The 15,505-nt window shown below is 66.7% G+C and carries 7 protein-coding genes; 1 reads left to right on the forward strand and 6 read right to left on the reverse strand.

What is annotated here, in order from left to right; translation table 11 throughout:
* Positions 1–300: 300 nt before the first annotated feature.
* The 3 genes from JNW87_RS03820 to JNW87_RS03830 all read right to left on the reverse strand — a co-directional run bounded on the left by JNW87_RS03820 (position 301) and on the right by JNW87_RS03830 (position 3,692).
* Entirely contained in the window at positions 301–969 is a 669-nt protein-coding gene (locus JNW87_RS03820; RefSeq protein WP_238453023.1) for a DUF4276 family protein, read from the reverse strand.
* Entirely contained in the window at positions 966–2,294 is a 1,329-nt protein-coding gene (locus JNW87_RS40415) for an AAA family ATPase (protein WP_238453024.1), read from the reverse strand. The genes JNW87_RS03820 and JNW87_RS40415 overlap by 4 nt, the downstream gene beginning before the upstream one ends.
* A 306-nt stretch (positions 2,295–2,600) precedes the next feature.
* On the reverse strand, positions 2,601–3,692 hold the full coding sequence (locus JNW87_RS03830) for an IS630 family transposase (protein WP_238453025.1): 1,092 nt from the start codon (positions 3,690–3,692) through the stop codon (positions 2,601–2,603).
* Positions 3,693–3,800: 108 nt separating this feature from the next.
* Here JNW87_RS03830 and JNW87_RS03835 point away from each other — a divergent pair, with 108 nt between their 5' ends.
* Positions 3,801–6,872: a DUF3427 domain-containing protein gene (locus JNW87_RS03835; protein WP_238453026.1), complete on the forward strand. Its 3,072-nt coding sequence runs from the start codon at positions 3,801–3,803 to the stop codon at positions 6,870–6,872.
* 1,118 nt (positions 6,873–7,990) lie between these two features.
* On the opposite strand, the gene JNW87_RS03840 is transcribed toward JNW87_RS03835, so the two are convergent.
* The 3 genes from JNW87_RS03840 to JNW87_RS03850 form a co-directional block, all read right to left on the reverse strand.
* On the reverse strand, positions 7,991–9,829 hold the full coding sequence (locus JNW87_RS03840; RefSeq protein ID WP_238453027.1) for a DUF262 domain-containing protein: 1,839 nt from the start codon (positions 9,827–9,829) through the stop codon (positions 7,991–7,993).
* A 190-nt stretch (positions 9,830–10,019) separates the two neighbouring features.
* Positions 10,020–10,730: a hypothetical protein gene (locus tag JNW87_RS03845; protein WP_238453028.1), complete on the reverse strand. Its 711-nt coding sequence runs from the start codon at positions 10,728–10,730 to the stop codon at positions 10,020–10,022.
* Positions 10,673–15,475 carry an AAA domain-containing protein gene (locus JNW87_RS03850; protein ID WP_238453029.1) on the reverse strand — a complete coding sequence of 1,601 codons (4,803 nt, stop codon included), beginning with the start codon at positions 15,473–15,475 and terminating at the stop codon, positions 10,673–10,675. Before JNW87_RS03850 ends, JNW87_RS03845 begins: the two co-directional genes overlap by 58 nt.
* Positions 15,476–15,505 lie beyond the last annotated feature (30 nt).

Consider the following 15,505-nt stretch of genomic DNA (forward strand, 5'->3'; position numbering starts at 1 on the left):
TCCATGATCACCGACGTGATCTCACCCGCTCCACAAAGGCCGCTCACCCCTTGAACTCCCAGCTCAGGGCACCCGTCGGCCGACTACGCAATCACCCTGCCACCAAGCCCGCTCACGCTGGTTCCACCAACGCACCCGACTCAGCCGCGCATACGTCCTGGTCAACTAGCCAATGGCGGCTGCCGTACTAGTCGTCAATGCATAGACTGAAGCAGATTGTTTGAAACGTGGGCGCAACATGGGACCTAACTGCACATCTATACATCATCCCGGCATAGACAGTAATCCCAATTGGACAGCCTACTGCTGCCGCGCGTTCCGCCCAGGCGACCGCTGCCCGGGTATACGTGCAGGAGCACGGCAACCATCACTGTATGCCGGGTGACCAATTATGTGAAGAAAGTGTCGAAAACTTCTGCTGTTGGCAGCCGCTTGCTCCACAGTAAGCCGCTCACATATCCGGCTGCTGTCGGCAACTTTCTCGTAGTGTCCGCCAATTATTATTGACTTCAGCAGCCTTTCGGCGTCAATAGCATCCGCCTTGTTCGGTGCCACTTTTTTGACCACGGCTGGAGTGACCTTGAACCGGGCTGGCTGCGCTTTCAGCGCATCCAGGTCCGCCACCAGCCAATTCTCGAACTTCCGGTCTTTAAGAACAACATGAATCTTGTCGCTGTACCGATTTCCTACGCTGAGGACCAGTTCTTGACGAATAGACTCTGCAACCATGCCACAGCAACTATCCTGCCCTTCTCGGTCCAGCAACAACACGACCAAGTCGGCGTTTTCGGCAAAGGCGAGCAGGATGTTGGAAATGCTCTGCCGGACGACTTTAGACACAGGAACGTCTGACGGCACATTGGTTTTTAGCACTTTAAGGGTATTCCTGCAGCTTGCCTGTATTTGGCTTGAGAGTTTGGGTAAGCCCCGATATTCGCCGACACCCTCGGTAATCACGAATACCTTCACTGCAGCTCCTCGTCGTCGGCCTCGAAGAGCGTAGCTTGACCCTGCACCTGGTCGCCCTGATCGGCGGCATAGTATTGAGGAACCGCTTCGGGAAAAAGCCCTGAGTCGTACGTATCGAACACCCGCACCTGTCCACTTTTCCACAACTCAAGGACGTTAGAGTTAAGCTTGCTCATATGCACGTAATGACTTTTTCCATTGCGAAGCCACATGAGCCTAAGACTTTCATGTGGCACGTAGTCCAGAACAACAGGAGAATGTGTAGTCAGGATTATTTGTTTGCTGTCGTCAGCTCGGCATAGATCGATGAACTGGCGCAGCACCCAAGGGTGCAAGGAGTTTTCGGGCTCCTCCACCACAAGGGTGGGAGAACGTCCATCGAATATCGCGGTAAACAATGCAAAGGCCTGTATTGTGCCATCCGACAATTCGTTGGTATTCCAACTCCGGCCAACGAATCTCTCTTTGAATTGGAGAGCTAGCCGCCGGTCCTCCGTGTGAGTGATCTGTATGCCCTCCAAGCGGGGCACGACCGCTCGCATGGCATTTACGATCTTTTCCCAAGACTCTGGCCGATGCTTCTGAAGGTAGTGGGCGACAGAAGGAAGATTCTCTCCGTACCGGCTTAGCGATGCGTTAGGCGTTGGCACTCCCGTGCTTCTACACTGCTGCGGATTTAACTGAAAAACGCGCGCATGCCCAATTGATCGCGCCAAACGCCATACACCGATGGAGCTAGCACCGAACTGGCGCATCATCAGATCGGTGGCTGGGATGGTTCGCTCTTGAAACAAACGCATAACGGATTGGTCGATGAACGGATAGAACGCGTACTGAAGAGCGTCAGCCAGAGCACCCTGCCCAGATACGGCCTTTTTGAGTCGATCAGACATGCTGATGCTCACGTTTTTGTCCGAGCCTCGCTCGACGCTAATAAGCGAGCCTGATTTGTTTGAAACATCCATCCTGTCGTGCTGGATGCTGAAATCCGACCCGATTGCTCTGCCAGCCGCCCGGAACGCGAAGGAGTGATGGAAGGTAAGCGAACCGAGGGACTTCAGTTTTGTACGCGAGATTCCCAAGTGAGCAGGAAGCGCGTTCGCTAGCTCCTCTAGCGAAATCTCTCCGTCGACTTCTATCGAGATCGGGGCCCTGGCTCGCGTGGAGCGCCGATAGGCAATGCTGTCGTAGCCGCCTGCACGCATGACGGCCATTTCGAGCCCTTCGCGATAAGTATGGGCGATAAAGTCCATCCCATCGGCCAGGTTGCTCTTGCCAGCACCATTGGCACCTGTTATGACTGTAAAAGCGTCAAAGTCGCACACGACGTCATGTAAGGACTTGAATGCCTTGAAGCGGACGCGACGGAGGCGCATGCAGTAAACCTATCAAATCGCTCGGATCGATCAAACCCCCGAGCAGCTACTCACTAGGGCCTGAACGACGCAGGGTTGCCGGTATCGGTGGCGGTTGCAACTAGCTTGTAGGGAATCCGACAGTGACGATGGCTAGGCGATCCGGCTTCGACGACCGCGCAACTTGCCTAGTTGTTCTGCCCACGGACGTTGGTGACAGGGGCTGGGATCTTGAAATGGGTGAGGACCTCCGGGTGAGGTGGAGCTAGTGCCCCGTCATGCAGCCTTGAACGGGTAATCCGGATGGCGGATTTTGGAGCCGACGGCGAATCCGGATTTCGGTTTGGCGCGCTGGTTGCGCCAGCGGATGTAGTCGCCGATGGCGGCGTCCTGCTCGGCGTGGCTGCGGTGGTCGGTGCCGTTGAGGGCGAAGTAGCGCACGGCAGCGAACTCGGCCTCGATCCAGTTCAGCCAGGACGCGTAGGTCGGGAGGAACACCAGCTCCACCTGGTTTGCGGCGCACCAGGCGCGGACCTCGGGGTGTTTGTGCGGGGAGAAGTTGTCCAGGATGACGTGCAGCCTCTGGTCGGGCCAGCGGCGGCGCAGGGTCTTGAGGAAGGCCAGGAACTCGCGCCAGCGTTTGCGGTCACGGATGCGGTAATGCAGCTTCCCGGTGGCCAGGTCCAGAGCGGCGATCATGTGCCGGACGCCCTGGTCGCGGGTGTAGGTGGCCCGCAGTCGCACGGGTCGTCCGACCGGTCGCCATGCCCGTCCTGGGCGGGGTTGCAGGTTCAGCGGCCCGAACTCGTCGACGCAGATCACCCGGCCGTCCGCGGGCGGGTGATCGTAGAGGTCCAGGACCCGGCGCATCTTCGACGTGAAGTCGGGGTCCGTGCTGGCCTTCCACGTCTTGGTGGCCTGCCACGACACCCCGCGCTCGTGCAGGACCCGCCGGACGGTCTCGACGCTGATCGCCGCGACGTAGCCAGCCTCGATCAGGTAGTCGCGCAGCTTCGACAATGACCAGCAGGAGAACGGTTTGCCGAGGAAGCGGGGGTCGCACCGGGCGATGACGCAGATCCAGTCGCGGGTCTGCTCATCGATCCGTCTCGGTGCGCCCCCGCTCCATTTTGGGTCCAACGCATCGAACCCCCGATCGTTGAATGCGTGGATCACATCCCGGACGTAGTCCTCGCTGGTCTTGAGCAGGTGAGCGATGTCCGGGGCCGGCTGCCCCTGGGCGGACATCAGCACCACGATCGCCCGACGCAGCTTCACCGGGTCCCTCGCCGTCCGACCGATGCGCTGCAACCGCTGACCCTCGGCCATCGACACCTGCCGGACGAACACCTCCGGGCGTCTACCCACCCGCCACCACCTCCCACCCTGAACGATGAGAGACAGCCTGCCGGACAAGTCCTCAGAACCGACGGATTACACGATCAACGTTCAAAGACGAGGCACTAGTTTGCCCCGGTGACGGATGTTGAGCGGGGCACGTATGAACACGTGATAACAAAGGAACTTGCTGCACGGCTCAAGCTCGTCGACCCCACCCTGGTCCAGCACGACAAGCTCGACCCAGCCGACGCCCACGACGTCCTCGCACGGCACATCGCAACCCTCGCCCGCCGCGCCCTGCTTGCCGTGGGTGCTGGCGACGATAAGCTCGCCCGCCAGGTCGAGCTAGCCAACCGGATCGCCGACAGGATCGCCCAGGCCGAGCCGCGCGCCGTCGGCGCCGACGACCAGGTCGCCGACGCGGGACGCCTGCTGCACGCCATCGCCGCCCCCCCGGCACCGCCCGCCACGCCCACATTTCCGGTGCGCCCCGCCACGCCGCTCGCAACCGGCGCGCTGCTAGTCAACGGCCATCAGCCGCGCATCGGCCACGAGGTCAACCACGAGATGGCCTCCGCCGACCAGGTCGACCTGCTCTGCGCGTTCATCAAGTGGCATGGCCTGCGCATCGTCGAGCCCGCTATCCGCGACCTGATCGCCCGCGGCGGCCGCGTCCGCGTCATCACCACGACCTACCTGGGCGCGACCGATCAGCGCGCCCTGGACCGGCTCGCCGAGCTCGGCGCCGACATCAAGGTCTCGTACGAGACCAGGACTACCCGCCTGCATGCCAAGGCGTGGCTGTTCCGCCGGAACAGCGGCACCACCACCGCGTACGTCGGCTCGTCGAACCTCTCGAAGGCCGCACTGGTCGACGGAGTGGAATGGAACGTCCGGATTTCAAACCTGGAACAACCGCACGTCATCGACACCTTCGAGGCCACCTTCACCGACTACTGGAACGACTCTGCCTTCGAGAAGTACGAGCCGTCGAAGGACGCCGAGCGGCTGCGCATTGCGCTGCGGGGTGAGCGCTCCGACGAGGCGCCGACCGAGTTCGCAAACCTAGACGTCCGACCGTTCCCGTATCAGCAAGAGATCCTCGACGACCTGGACGCCGAGCGGCTGGTGCACGGCCGGTGGCGGAACCTGGTGGTAATGGCGACTGGCACCGGCAAGACAGTGGTGGCGGCGTTGGACTATCGGCGACTCTGCAAGGCCGGCCGGGTCGACTCGCTGCTCTTCGTCGCTCATCAGGAGCAAATCCTGCGGCAGAGCCGGTCGGTCTTCCGGCAGGTCATGGGGGACGGCAGCTTCGGCGAAACCCTCGTGGGCGGCGACAGGCCGACAGACTGGAAGCACGTCTTCGCCTCGATCCAATCCATGCATCGCCAGGAGATCGCCCCTGAGGCGTACGACATGGTGATCGTCGACGAGTTCCACCACGCCGAAGCGCCGACTTACGCGCGGCTGTTGGAGCGGCTGCGGCCGCGTGTACTGCTGGGACTGACCGCGACTCCCGACCGGAGCGACGGCGGCGACGTGCGCCGGTGGTTCGACGGCCGCGCATCGGTGGAGCTGCACCTGTTGGAGGCGTTGGAGCGGCAACTGTTGTGTCCGTTCCAGTATTTCGGGCTCCATGACGATGTCGACCTGTCCCAGCTGCGGCGGAAGCGTGGGCAGGGGTACGACCCGGCCGAGCTGGACGGCGTCTACACCGGCAACCACGTCCGGGCCCGGATGATCTTGCGGGCGGTATCCGAGACCGTCGACGTGGGGCGGACGCGGGCGCTCGGGTTCTGCGTGAGCATCGGGCACGCGGAGTTCATGGCGGACTGGTTCACCAAGCACGGCGTACCGTCGGCCTCGGTGACCTCGCGGGTCGATGCCGCCGGGCGGCGGGCGCTGCTCACGGCGTTCCGCAACCGTGAGCTGCGAGTGCTCTTCACCGTCGACCTGTTCAACGAGGGCGTAGACCTGCCAATGGTCAACACGATCCTCATGCTTCGGCCCACCGAGAGCGCCACGATCTTCCTGCAGCAGCTTGGCCGCGGCCTGCGCCTGGATGAGGACAAGCCCTGCCTGACCGTGCTGGACTTCATCGGCGGGCAGCACGCCAACTTCCGATTCGACCTGCGTTGGCGGGCCCTGACGGGGGTCAGCCGGCGGGCCGTCGAGGCAGCCGTGCGAGATGACTTCCCGTCGCTGCCGAGTGGCTGCCACATTGAGCTGGACCGGGTTGCGAAGGAGATCGTGCTCGCCAACCTGAAGTCGGCCCTGCCGACGTCGAAGAACGGCCTCGTAAGCGAGCTGCGGCAGCTCGGCGACGTGAGCTTCGCCGAGTTCCTGCGGGAGACCGGCCTGGAGATCGAAGACGTCTACCGGTCGGCGAGCATCGGGGGGTGGGCCGGATTGCGGCGCCTCGCGGGGATCGACACCTCGGCCAGCGGGCCGGACGACCGCGAGCTCGGCCGCGCTATCGGGCGGATGCTGCATATCGACGATGTCGACCGGCTGGACTTGCTTGTTCGGGTGGCGAGCGGCGAGCAACCCGGCGGGGGACGGCTGCTGGACATGCTGCACTTCAGTCTCTGGGGGCCGTCGGTGTCGCTGACCGAGCGCGACGCCCGCCTGAAGCGGCTCTGGGCGGAGCCGGCGCGCTGCGCGGAACTACGCCAGGTCGCTGAGGTGCTGCGAGACCGGATCCACCGGGTTACGGAGAAGGCAGAATCGGGACCAGTGCCGCTGCGGGTGCACGCCCGCTACAGCCGCAACGAAGCGTGCGCAGCGTTCGGGATGGCGAATCCGGGGTCGCTACGTGACGGGGTGAAGTGGCTTGAGTCGGAGCAGGCTGACCTCTTCTTCGTCACCCTGGTCAAGTCCGAGGCGCACTACTCCCCCACCACGATGTACGCCGACCGAGCCATCACCGACAGCCTGTTCCAGTGGGAGTCGCAAAGCACCACATCGTCGGCGTCGGCTACCGGCCAGCGCTACATCCACCACGGCGAGCGCGGGTCGACCGTGCACCTGTTCATTCGGGAGACCAAGGTCCCCGACCGCGACCTCGGCGCGCCGCCCTACCTGTATGCCGGCTCGATGACCTACCAGGAGCACAGCGGCGACCGACCGATGCGGATCCTCTGGCGCCTGCAGCACCCGCTTCCCGCCGACATGTACGCCGCCGCCCGGGCGATCGCTGCCTGAGCTGCAGCATAGCTGAGCACCTTCGCTCCCTGCACAGCTACTAGGCGCGAAGCGATCATGAACAGCGGCATGTGCCAAGTATTGATATGCGCACCGCGCAAGAGGGGCAGATGTCGATAGGAAGGGTCGGATGTGCAGGCAATGCCAGTCCGAGACGTCTTCCCTCGGAACGGCCGCGCCTGGTCGGCGGTTTGTCGCTTTCCCTACGCGACGGGGCGGGAGCCTGCGCCTTCAGCACCCTTCGCACGTCTGCTTCTGTACAGGTAGCCCACCCGTACCTGCGCAGGTGACGCACAAGACCCGAGACATCCAAGAGGGGCATCCGGGTACGTGCTACTTGGACGGCCTTCTCAATCTCGCTCAGGATGCGGACGCCGCCACCCCCACTCGCCCGGCCTGTTCCCTTCTTCGTTCGGCCCGCCGGTTGCCCTTCAGAGCGGCGCTTCGAGGGCACCACCGCAGGGTTCTTCTCGCGAGCGGTGGCAGTCGGATGGCGTTGCAGCGCCGTACCGACAATCAGGTAGTCGACATGAGTCCACCCGCCTTGGCGAAGCCGCTTCGCGATGCCCTTGTAGCCGATATTGGGAATCTCGGATCGGATCGCGTGCGCAGCATCAGCGATTTGCCGCTCACTTGGGCCGTTGCGGGAGGTACCAGTACCACCGCCTCCGGCAGTGACACGACCCGCTTGCTGTGACTGGCCGGACGAAGCTCTGGTCATTCCCCGCCGCACAACGCCCTCACCCTGCGGAGCGGACGATGACGTCACCCGGTCGAGCCAACTGTCCGGTGAGCGGTCAGGCTGGTCGTCGTTCTCCCAGTCGTATCCTGGCGCGTCCCAACCGCGACCTTCGGCATCGGCGTAAAAATCGCCAATGCCCCCTCTTCCTACCACCAGCCACCCCCGAGATCCGATGGGGCCCACGCCGCGCGGCGACGAGATAGGCCTTGTTGGATTCTTCGACGAGGTCGGCCAACCAAAGAACCGTCGAACGGGCAATAGTCCTGGCCGAACGGCGGCTGGCAGCTCCGGCGGCCCAGCCACGCCCTGACAGCCAACAATTGCGCCGCCCGGGTGATCGCCGGATCACGATCTCCCGGGCGTCAGCACAGTCGGGTCACTCCGGCCGCGGCCAAGCCTTTAGCGCGAAATGGGCCAGCAGGAAAGTCCGCAAATCAATGTGATTCTCCGTCCATCCCTCCGACCACGTGCGGGCCGCCTCAGCCGGCATCGCCTCATGGGGCTGTAGGACGCTGGCGGCCGTCAGCAGGAGGACAGCGTGCTTGTTCAGCTCCGCACGCTTGCCGTGCCACGGGCCGTTGCTTATTGACGAGTTGAGCTTTGTGGTGGTGAGGGTCAGGTTGCCCAGCTTGTGAAGGGCGGCGCTACGCCGGCTCTTGGCTTCGTCTTCCGGCAGGTCGTTGGGGAGCGGATAGTGCTGCGCCCACTCCTGCGGTAGCAGGTGTTCAACGCTGAGGTTGGCGGCCTGGGCGGGGCTGAAGGTCAGCTCGGCCTTGTCGCCGCGCAGATAGGTCTCCAGACCAGCGAGCAGCACGCGCAGCCGTGGGCCGCGCAGGGTGCGATAGAGGTTGTTCTGGAGCAGGCCACCCACAAAGTCGCCGTCGTCGGGCCAGCGACGGGACTCGGCCATGTTCGCAGCGAGCTGGTCGCGGAGCAACTCCCCGACTACGGCGTCTTGGGCCTTGCGAATGTTCTGCAACACGGAGAGGAAGAGGCGGTTGTAGTCCTTGGTGGTGAGCCCACAGACGAACCGGCGCACAATCAGGGATTCGATGGCGTCGGCGGCCCTGGCACGTTGCTCTGCGCTGACTTCCTCTCTGGCCTGCAGGTGCAGAAGGATCGGCACCGGCGTAGTGGTCTTGAGCATGTCAAGCACCTGAAGCAAGCGCCCGGTGGGGTCCACTCCGGGGAGGTTCTCCAGGCGACGCATCGCCCGCCCATGGTGGGCCAGGTCGGCGAGCACCTCCGCCGCCGACGCGTGGGTGCTGGCATGCCAACGTCGGAAGTCGGCGAACAGCCGCTCAACCGGCACTTCGAGGCCGGTCTGGATGGACAACCAGTACGACAGCAGTAGGTCGATCCGAGCACGCTTGAACCGACCGGTGGTGACCTCCTCACCCCACCACGCCGACTCGAACGGAACCCAGTGCTCCTCGTGCAGGGCTATGACGTCCTGCCCCTGCTGTTCGGCCATCCGGAACAGGGTGTTTTTCACAAGGTCAGACGCGCGGAGTCGGGTGCCACGGTCATTCAGAGTTTCGAAGATGACTTGCGCGTCGTCCTGAGACTCCAGTTGAATCTCGACCAGGCCGAGCCGCTCACGTAGTGCAATGACCAGGGCGTCCGCCCGCTCGGCAGGCTTCGGGGATTCGGCGAGCCAGGCACTTACCTCGCCGTCGAAGTAGCGTCGCGCAGCGAGCAGGCGATGCTCGTTGGCGCGCTCGGGCGGCAGTTCTACGGCGAAGACCTTTTTGAACGTGTCCCGATCCGGCAGCGACGGCCATACCTTGTACCGCTCGTAGGGGTGGCTCGGGTGCACCAGTTGCGGGGTGTTGTGGAGGAACAGCCTCAGCAGCGCTTCCGCGTTGTCCGCGGCGTGTTCCTTGGTCGCCGCCCAACATGAGGCCAGCATGACCTGGAGGGTGGTGAGGCGCTGCTGCCCGTCGATCACGTTCATGGCGAGGATCCGGCCCGGCGCCGGAGGCAGCCGTTCCAACACGATAGCTCCGAGGAAGTGGGTCCGTGGCGACTGTCCGAATGCGGCCTTGGCCCCGTTGATCTCTGCCTCTACCTCTTCAGCCGCCATCCGGACATCCGACCAGAGTGGCTCCCAGTTGCGCTCCTGCTCCCACACGTACGGGCGTTGGAAGACCGGAACCACGTGCCGGCGATCGGTGCCGAAGACATGGACGAGCTGGACGGTATCTGCTCTCATACGTGTTCTCCCCGGAGTGGTGGCTGCATACGGCAAGGTGGCTCAGGAGATGCGCGAGGACGCTTCCACCACCCGGTTGCTGGCGATCGCCAACTCCTCGTCGGTGAACAGCGCCCGGAACCTCGGCCGGATGACGACCGCCTCGACGGTCAGGTCCACCCGCCCCCGCTCCCATAGCGCCGTGAACCCGTCAGAAACCCGGGTTGTGGAGCAGTTGCCGAGCCGTCGCCAGCCCCCCCTTCTCGGTGAGCAGGCGGAGGAACAGCGCGGCGTGGTAGTTCGCCTCGTCGCGGGCCCGCTCGTAGCTGCGGACCATGGCCTCGTGGAAGGCCGCCTCCAGCGCCCGCCGATCCCTCGTGTCACCCTCCGGCTCGTCGGGCACTTCCTCGCCGCGGTCGTAGGCCCGCGCCATCGCCTGGCTGAGCGTGTCCTCCAGGGTCGCCCGGTCGGTCGTCTCACGAACGGGCGACGGTGGCGCCGTGGGCACGGAATCCCGATCGTCACCCCCGCCCGACAGCCGCAGCAGCCGGGTGACGCTACGGAACCGGACCGCGGCTGGGCTGGTCGGCGGGAAGTACTGCACGAGCCCGGCGTGGCGGCCCCGGCTGTCCTCCACCGGCATGTCCCGCTTCATCGAGGCGCCGCCGATGACGGCCTTCGCCTCGTGCGGGCGTACCCAGCAGACCAGTCGCGCGCCGGTCGGGTGGGCCCGCTCGATGCGGACGTTGGCCCGATACTTGCGCGCCTCGGGGGATGCGCTGTCGTAGTAGCGGGCCCAGCCCAGCACCTTGCCTTCGTGCCGGATCGGCACATCCCGGCAGTGTTTGTAGCAGTCGACCGCGGCTACCGCCTCGTAGGGCCGCAGCCATGCGACGTTGCGGTAGCCGACCGGTACCGGCACCGTCCCGTCGTCCGCCGCGGGCACGTCGGCCGGCCGCGCGGCCGCGTCCGGCTCAGGCCGCTGCGGGGGTACGACGGCGGCCGGCTTCCGCGCGGGCTGCGGGGATGGCACGACGGCCGAAGGTGGCACCGGCTCTTGAGCGTCGGTCTCGACAGCTGTTGGCGTACCAGGATCGGGCGAGACGGCGACGGTCGGACCGTCTCGCCGACGTCGGGCCTCGGCGACTCGGTGTTGCGGGTGGCCGGCGTGGCAGGCAGCGTCAGCGCTACTGCGGCAGGGGCAGCTGGCACGGCAGGCGCCGGAGATACCTCGTCCACCGGCTCGACCATGATGGGCGCGCTGACGGGCGGCGAGTGCGGCTGCTCGCGGGGCGGCGTCACGGCTTCGGCCAGGGCGGGCTCGGTGGGCCGCGCCGAGGGGACATTCGGCCGCACGGACGGCGCAGACCGAGGCACCTCGACGGCTGGGGGCGGGACGCTGATGCCCAGCTCGTCGATCCGCTGCCACAGTGGCTCGAGGGCCGCCTCCGGGTCTCGGCTGAACACACTTCCCCGGATGCGGACGAAGACGCAGTTGCCGACCCGCTCCAGCACTGCCTGCCGGCGCATGTCGCTCTCCCACTGGTCCGGCCCGTGGTACGCGTCACCGTCGCATTCGATGGCCAGCCGGCGCCCGTCGGACGCGGGCAGGACGAAGTCGATCCGGTAGCCGCCAATGCGGAACTGGGGCAGCGGCCGGTACCCGCGGCGCAGGATGCGGCGCAGCACCTCGCGTTCGAAGTCGCTGTCGCAGCGCTTCTCCAGGTCGTCGTACGCCTCTTCGACGGCGGTGACGTTCTGGCAGTATCGGAGCAGCAGTCCGCGGGCGTCGTCCTCGCGCAGGTCTGCCGGCTGCACCGAGTGGAACACCCACAGTTGGTCTCGGGCGCGGGAGGCGGCGACGTTGACGCGGCGGTGGTGGTCGCGCTTGGTGAAGGCGGATACCGGGCCGTGATGCGGCTCGACGACCATCGACACCAGGACGACGTCCCGTTCGTCGCCCTGAAAGGTGTAGGAGTCGCCGACGCGTAGCCGGCGCCGTTCCATCTCCTCCTCGCCGATCTCCTCGCGGAGGCGGGTGAGCAGGTAGAGGGCCTGGCCACTGGTGCTGAGCAGGCTAACCACCCCGATGCTGCGTCCCTCGTACGCCGGGTCGGCGATGATCGCCGCGACCCGCGCGACGAGGGCTTCGGCCTCGGGGACGTTGACGTCGCCATAGCTGGCGACGTTCTGGCGGATGCCCTCCGGCACGTGCACCGCGATGACCGGGTCGCCGATGCCGGCGGGCCGGTCGGTCCGCAGCGGTTCGATTTCCCCGCCGTAGTACGTCTCGCTGGAGAAGCCGATGATCGCCGGCACCGAGCGAAAGTGCTCGGTGAGCAGGATGCGTTCCGGGGAACGTCGCACGGCGTGGTCGTAGAGGCTGCTCTCCGGGTCGAAGTGTTCAGCCGATGGCACGTCGACCAGGTGTGAGTTGATCAGGCCGGTGACCGTGCCGACGAACGAAAGCTGCGGGCCGATCTGCTGGTCGTCGCCGACGACGACGGCCCGTTCGGCGAGGCTGAGGACGGGCAGGGAGAACATGTCGGCCTGCGACGCCTCGTCGACGATCACGACGTCGAAGTGCGCCCCGCCGGCGAACTGCTCGATGGCCCGGTCGACGGACATGACCCAGACCGGCACGGCGTCCACCGCGGCGCTCATGGCCCGCTGGGCGTGGGCCTGCCACTGGGCGGCGTTCTTTCCCGTGCCCTTGCCGATCTTGCGGAGGGCGGTGGTCCAGTCGGCGAGCGCGGCCCGCCGGCGGTCGTCGAGCGCCTTGGAGACCTCCAGCCAGGAGGAGGCGACGACGAGTTCCTGGGTGAGCCGCCGGATCCGATCCCGGGTCTGCTCGACCCGCCGTCCCAGCGCGACCGGGTCGACGCTGCCCACCACACTGTCGAACCAGGTCTGAGCCCGGCGCCACTGCCACCGGTGCAGGCAGTCACCACCGGTGCCGGTCAGGGCCGCCGCAGTGCCCTCATCGATCTGGGCGGTCCAGGCCGGGGCGGCCGGGCGGAGCCGTTCGGCGAGGTCGGTGAATCGCTGCGCGTCGGGCCGCAGGCCGGCAAGCCGGCGTACCTCATTGAGGAGGCCGTCCCAGCCTTCGACGTCCGCCCGCTGGCGGGTCTGGTCCAGCAGTCGCCACAGCTCGCTGGCGTCGACGTTCGACATGCCCTGCTGCAGCAGCGCACCGAGGTCCTGCTCGTCGGTGACCAGTCGGTCGTACTCGAAGATCGCCGTGCACCGGGCGACCGTGTCGGTGAGCGCGGTCAGCCGACGTACGTCGACCGCCGGCTCGACCCGGGGCACGAGCCGACGGATCGCCGTGTGCAGGTTGGGCCAGCGCCGGCGGTCCCAGTCCAGGGCGGTCGCCGCGTCGGTGAGCAGCCGGCCGGCCCAGAGTTCGGGCTCGCCGGTCTCCTGCGGCAGGTTGAGCCGGCTCCGCCACTCCGTCCACCGGGTGGCCAGTTCCTGCCGGAGCCGCAGACGGTTGACGTACGCCAGGACGACGTCGACATCCTCGGTGGTGCGCAGGATCTCCCCGTCGAGGCGGCAGTCGGCGGCGAGCTTGGCGAGAGTGCCCTGGAACAGTTTGCTGACGCCCTTGCCGGCGGCGAAGCGCTGGCGCAGCTCGCCGAGCTGGGCCAGCAGCCGACGCGGCTCGGCGAGGTGGGGGTCGGCAACTGTCACCCGGTGCCCGGCGACGACCCGGGTCGCCGCGGCGAGTTCGGCGAGCGCCCGCTGGCAGGCCACGACGTGGTCCTCCCACATGGCCCGCCAGTTGGGGTCGGCCTGCAGCAGCTTGGCGAGCGCGTCCGTCCAGGCGCCCTCCCGGGCCGCCAGGACGGCGAGTGCCTCCCGCAGATGCCCGACCAGCTCGTCGACTGCGGGCCGGCCGAACGCGCGTACCTCCGGCAGCGCCACACCGTCCGCGATGAGCCGGTCCAGCTCGGCGCGGGTGGCGGCGAGTTCCCGCCGCGCCGCGAGGAGCGCCGAGGCGGTCGGCAGGGCGGCCGCCATCGGCAGGTGCCGCAGCGCCTGCGTGCGGTCCTGGCGCACGGTACGGCGGGCGATGTCGAGCAGGTCCGTGAACTCCTCGACGGTGAGCGGGGCGTCGAGGTCCGGGGGGATCTCGTCGGGGATGTCGCCGTACCGTTCGGCGCGATCCCGCAGCCAGCCGCCGACGTCGCTCGGCGACAGCCGGATGCTGTCAATCTCGTACTGGGCGGACTCGTTCTCCGCCAGGGTGCGCAGCGCCCCGAGCGCTTGGCCGAGGTCCCGCTCGGCCTCCTCGAGCTGGCGGCGCAGCCGGTCTACCCGCTGCTGCTCGCTCCGCTTGTCGAGGGTGGCGCCGCGGTCGGAGAGTTCCCGTGCGGCGAGCTGGAGCTGGACGAGTTGGTCGGTGGAGCGGCCGAGCACTGCCAGGCACAGCGACTGGATCTCCTGCGGCAGGCCGTCCCGCAGGACGCGCAGCGGGTCCTCCTTCTGCGCGACCACGAGGACCCGCTTGCCGTGCGCCATCAGGTGGCAGATCAGGTTGCGGATGGTGTGGGTCTTGCCGGTGCCGGGCGGGCCCTGGACGGCCACGTTGCGGTGCTGGGCGAGCCGCCGGGCGATGGACTCCTGCGCCTCGTTGGTGGGCAGCGGCATGAGCAGCCGCTCCCCCAGCGGCGCCCACCGTGCCGGCTGGTCCTGCGGCATCTCCAAGCGGCTCGGCTCGTGGGCGAGGATGGCGGCCAGCGCCCCGATGCTCGCGGTGTCGCCGCTGAGCAGGCGGGCCCGCAGTTCCTCGAGGAACCGGCGCAGCATCCGCTGCCTGGGCCGGACGAAGAGCACGCCGGTGTCGTGGACGTACGGGCCGGCCGGAGGGGGCGCGTCGGCGGCCCGGACGGTCGGATCGAGTCCGAGGCGGCGCAGGGCCCGTTCGAGGAACTCCAGGCGGGTGAAGTCGTCCCAGACGTCGAGGTCGAGCTGCCCGCCGGAGCCGGCGAGGGCGAGCAGTTGGCTGAGGTATCGCTCGTCGAGACCGGTCAGCGGGTCGGTCTGGAGGCGGCCGGCGCCCTGCGGCACCACCCGGATCATCGACCGGTCGGCGTCGAACTCGATGGCGACCGGGCTCACCGCCAGCGGGTACTGCACCCGATTTGCGCCGACGTCCGTGCGCAGGACGCCGTGCCCCCACACCAGCTCCTGGCTGGCGGCGTTCATGTCGACGCGGTGCATGAGGTCGAACAGGCTGCGGTGCAGTTTCCGGACCGCTTCGGCACGTCGGGCCTGCTCGGCCCAGGGACGCCAGTCCCGCTCCCGCCACTGCTCGAACCGGGTATGGAGGTGCTCGACCGTCTCCTCATCGCCGGCCAGCCGCGGTTCGCTCTCGTACCACAGCGGCCCGGCGAGATACGGGCTGAACTCGGCGGGTGCCCGCAGCTGCTTCGGCGCGGGCGGAAGGCCGATCCGCAGCCAGCTGCCGTCGTCAGCGGACACGCCTACCTGGCAGTCCGCGTGGACGGGTAGTTCGTGCTGCCAGAACGCGTCGGCCTGCGGCACCGTCCGAGCCGGCTTCTCCATCTGGGCGCGCACGGCCATCAGATAGTCGACCAGGGAGGTGGCACGGTCCAGGATCAGCGCCGGCGATTCCGTGGCGGACGGTGAGCGGGAGAGCATGTGACACCTTTTTGGTTCTGGCGGGTGGGA

Origin of the sequence: Micromonospora sp. ATA51, from assembly GCF_016802855.1 — a bacterium.
In the GTDB taxonomy this organism is placed as follows: domain Bacteria; phylum Actinomycetota; class Actinomycetes; order Mycobacteriales; family Micromonosporaceae; genus Micromonospora; species Micromonospora sicca.

Bases quoted from the DNA above. Each gene is read 5' to 3' on its own strand.
- JNW87_RS03840 (WP_238453027.1), bottom strand. From the start codon at position 9,829: ATGAGAGCAGATACCGTCCAGCTCGTCCATGTCTTCGGCACCGATCGC.
- JNW87_RS03850 (WP_238453029.1), bottom strand. From the start codon at position 15,475: ATGCTCTCCCGCTCACCGTCCGCCACGGAATCGCCGGCGCTGATCCTG.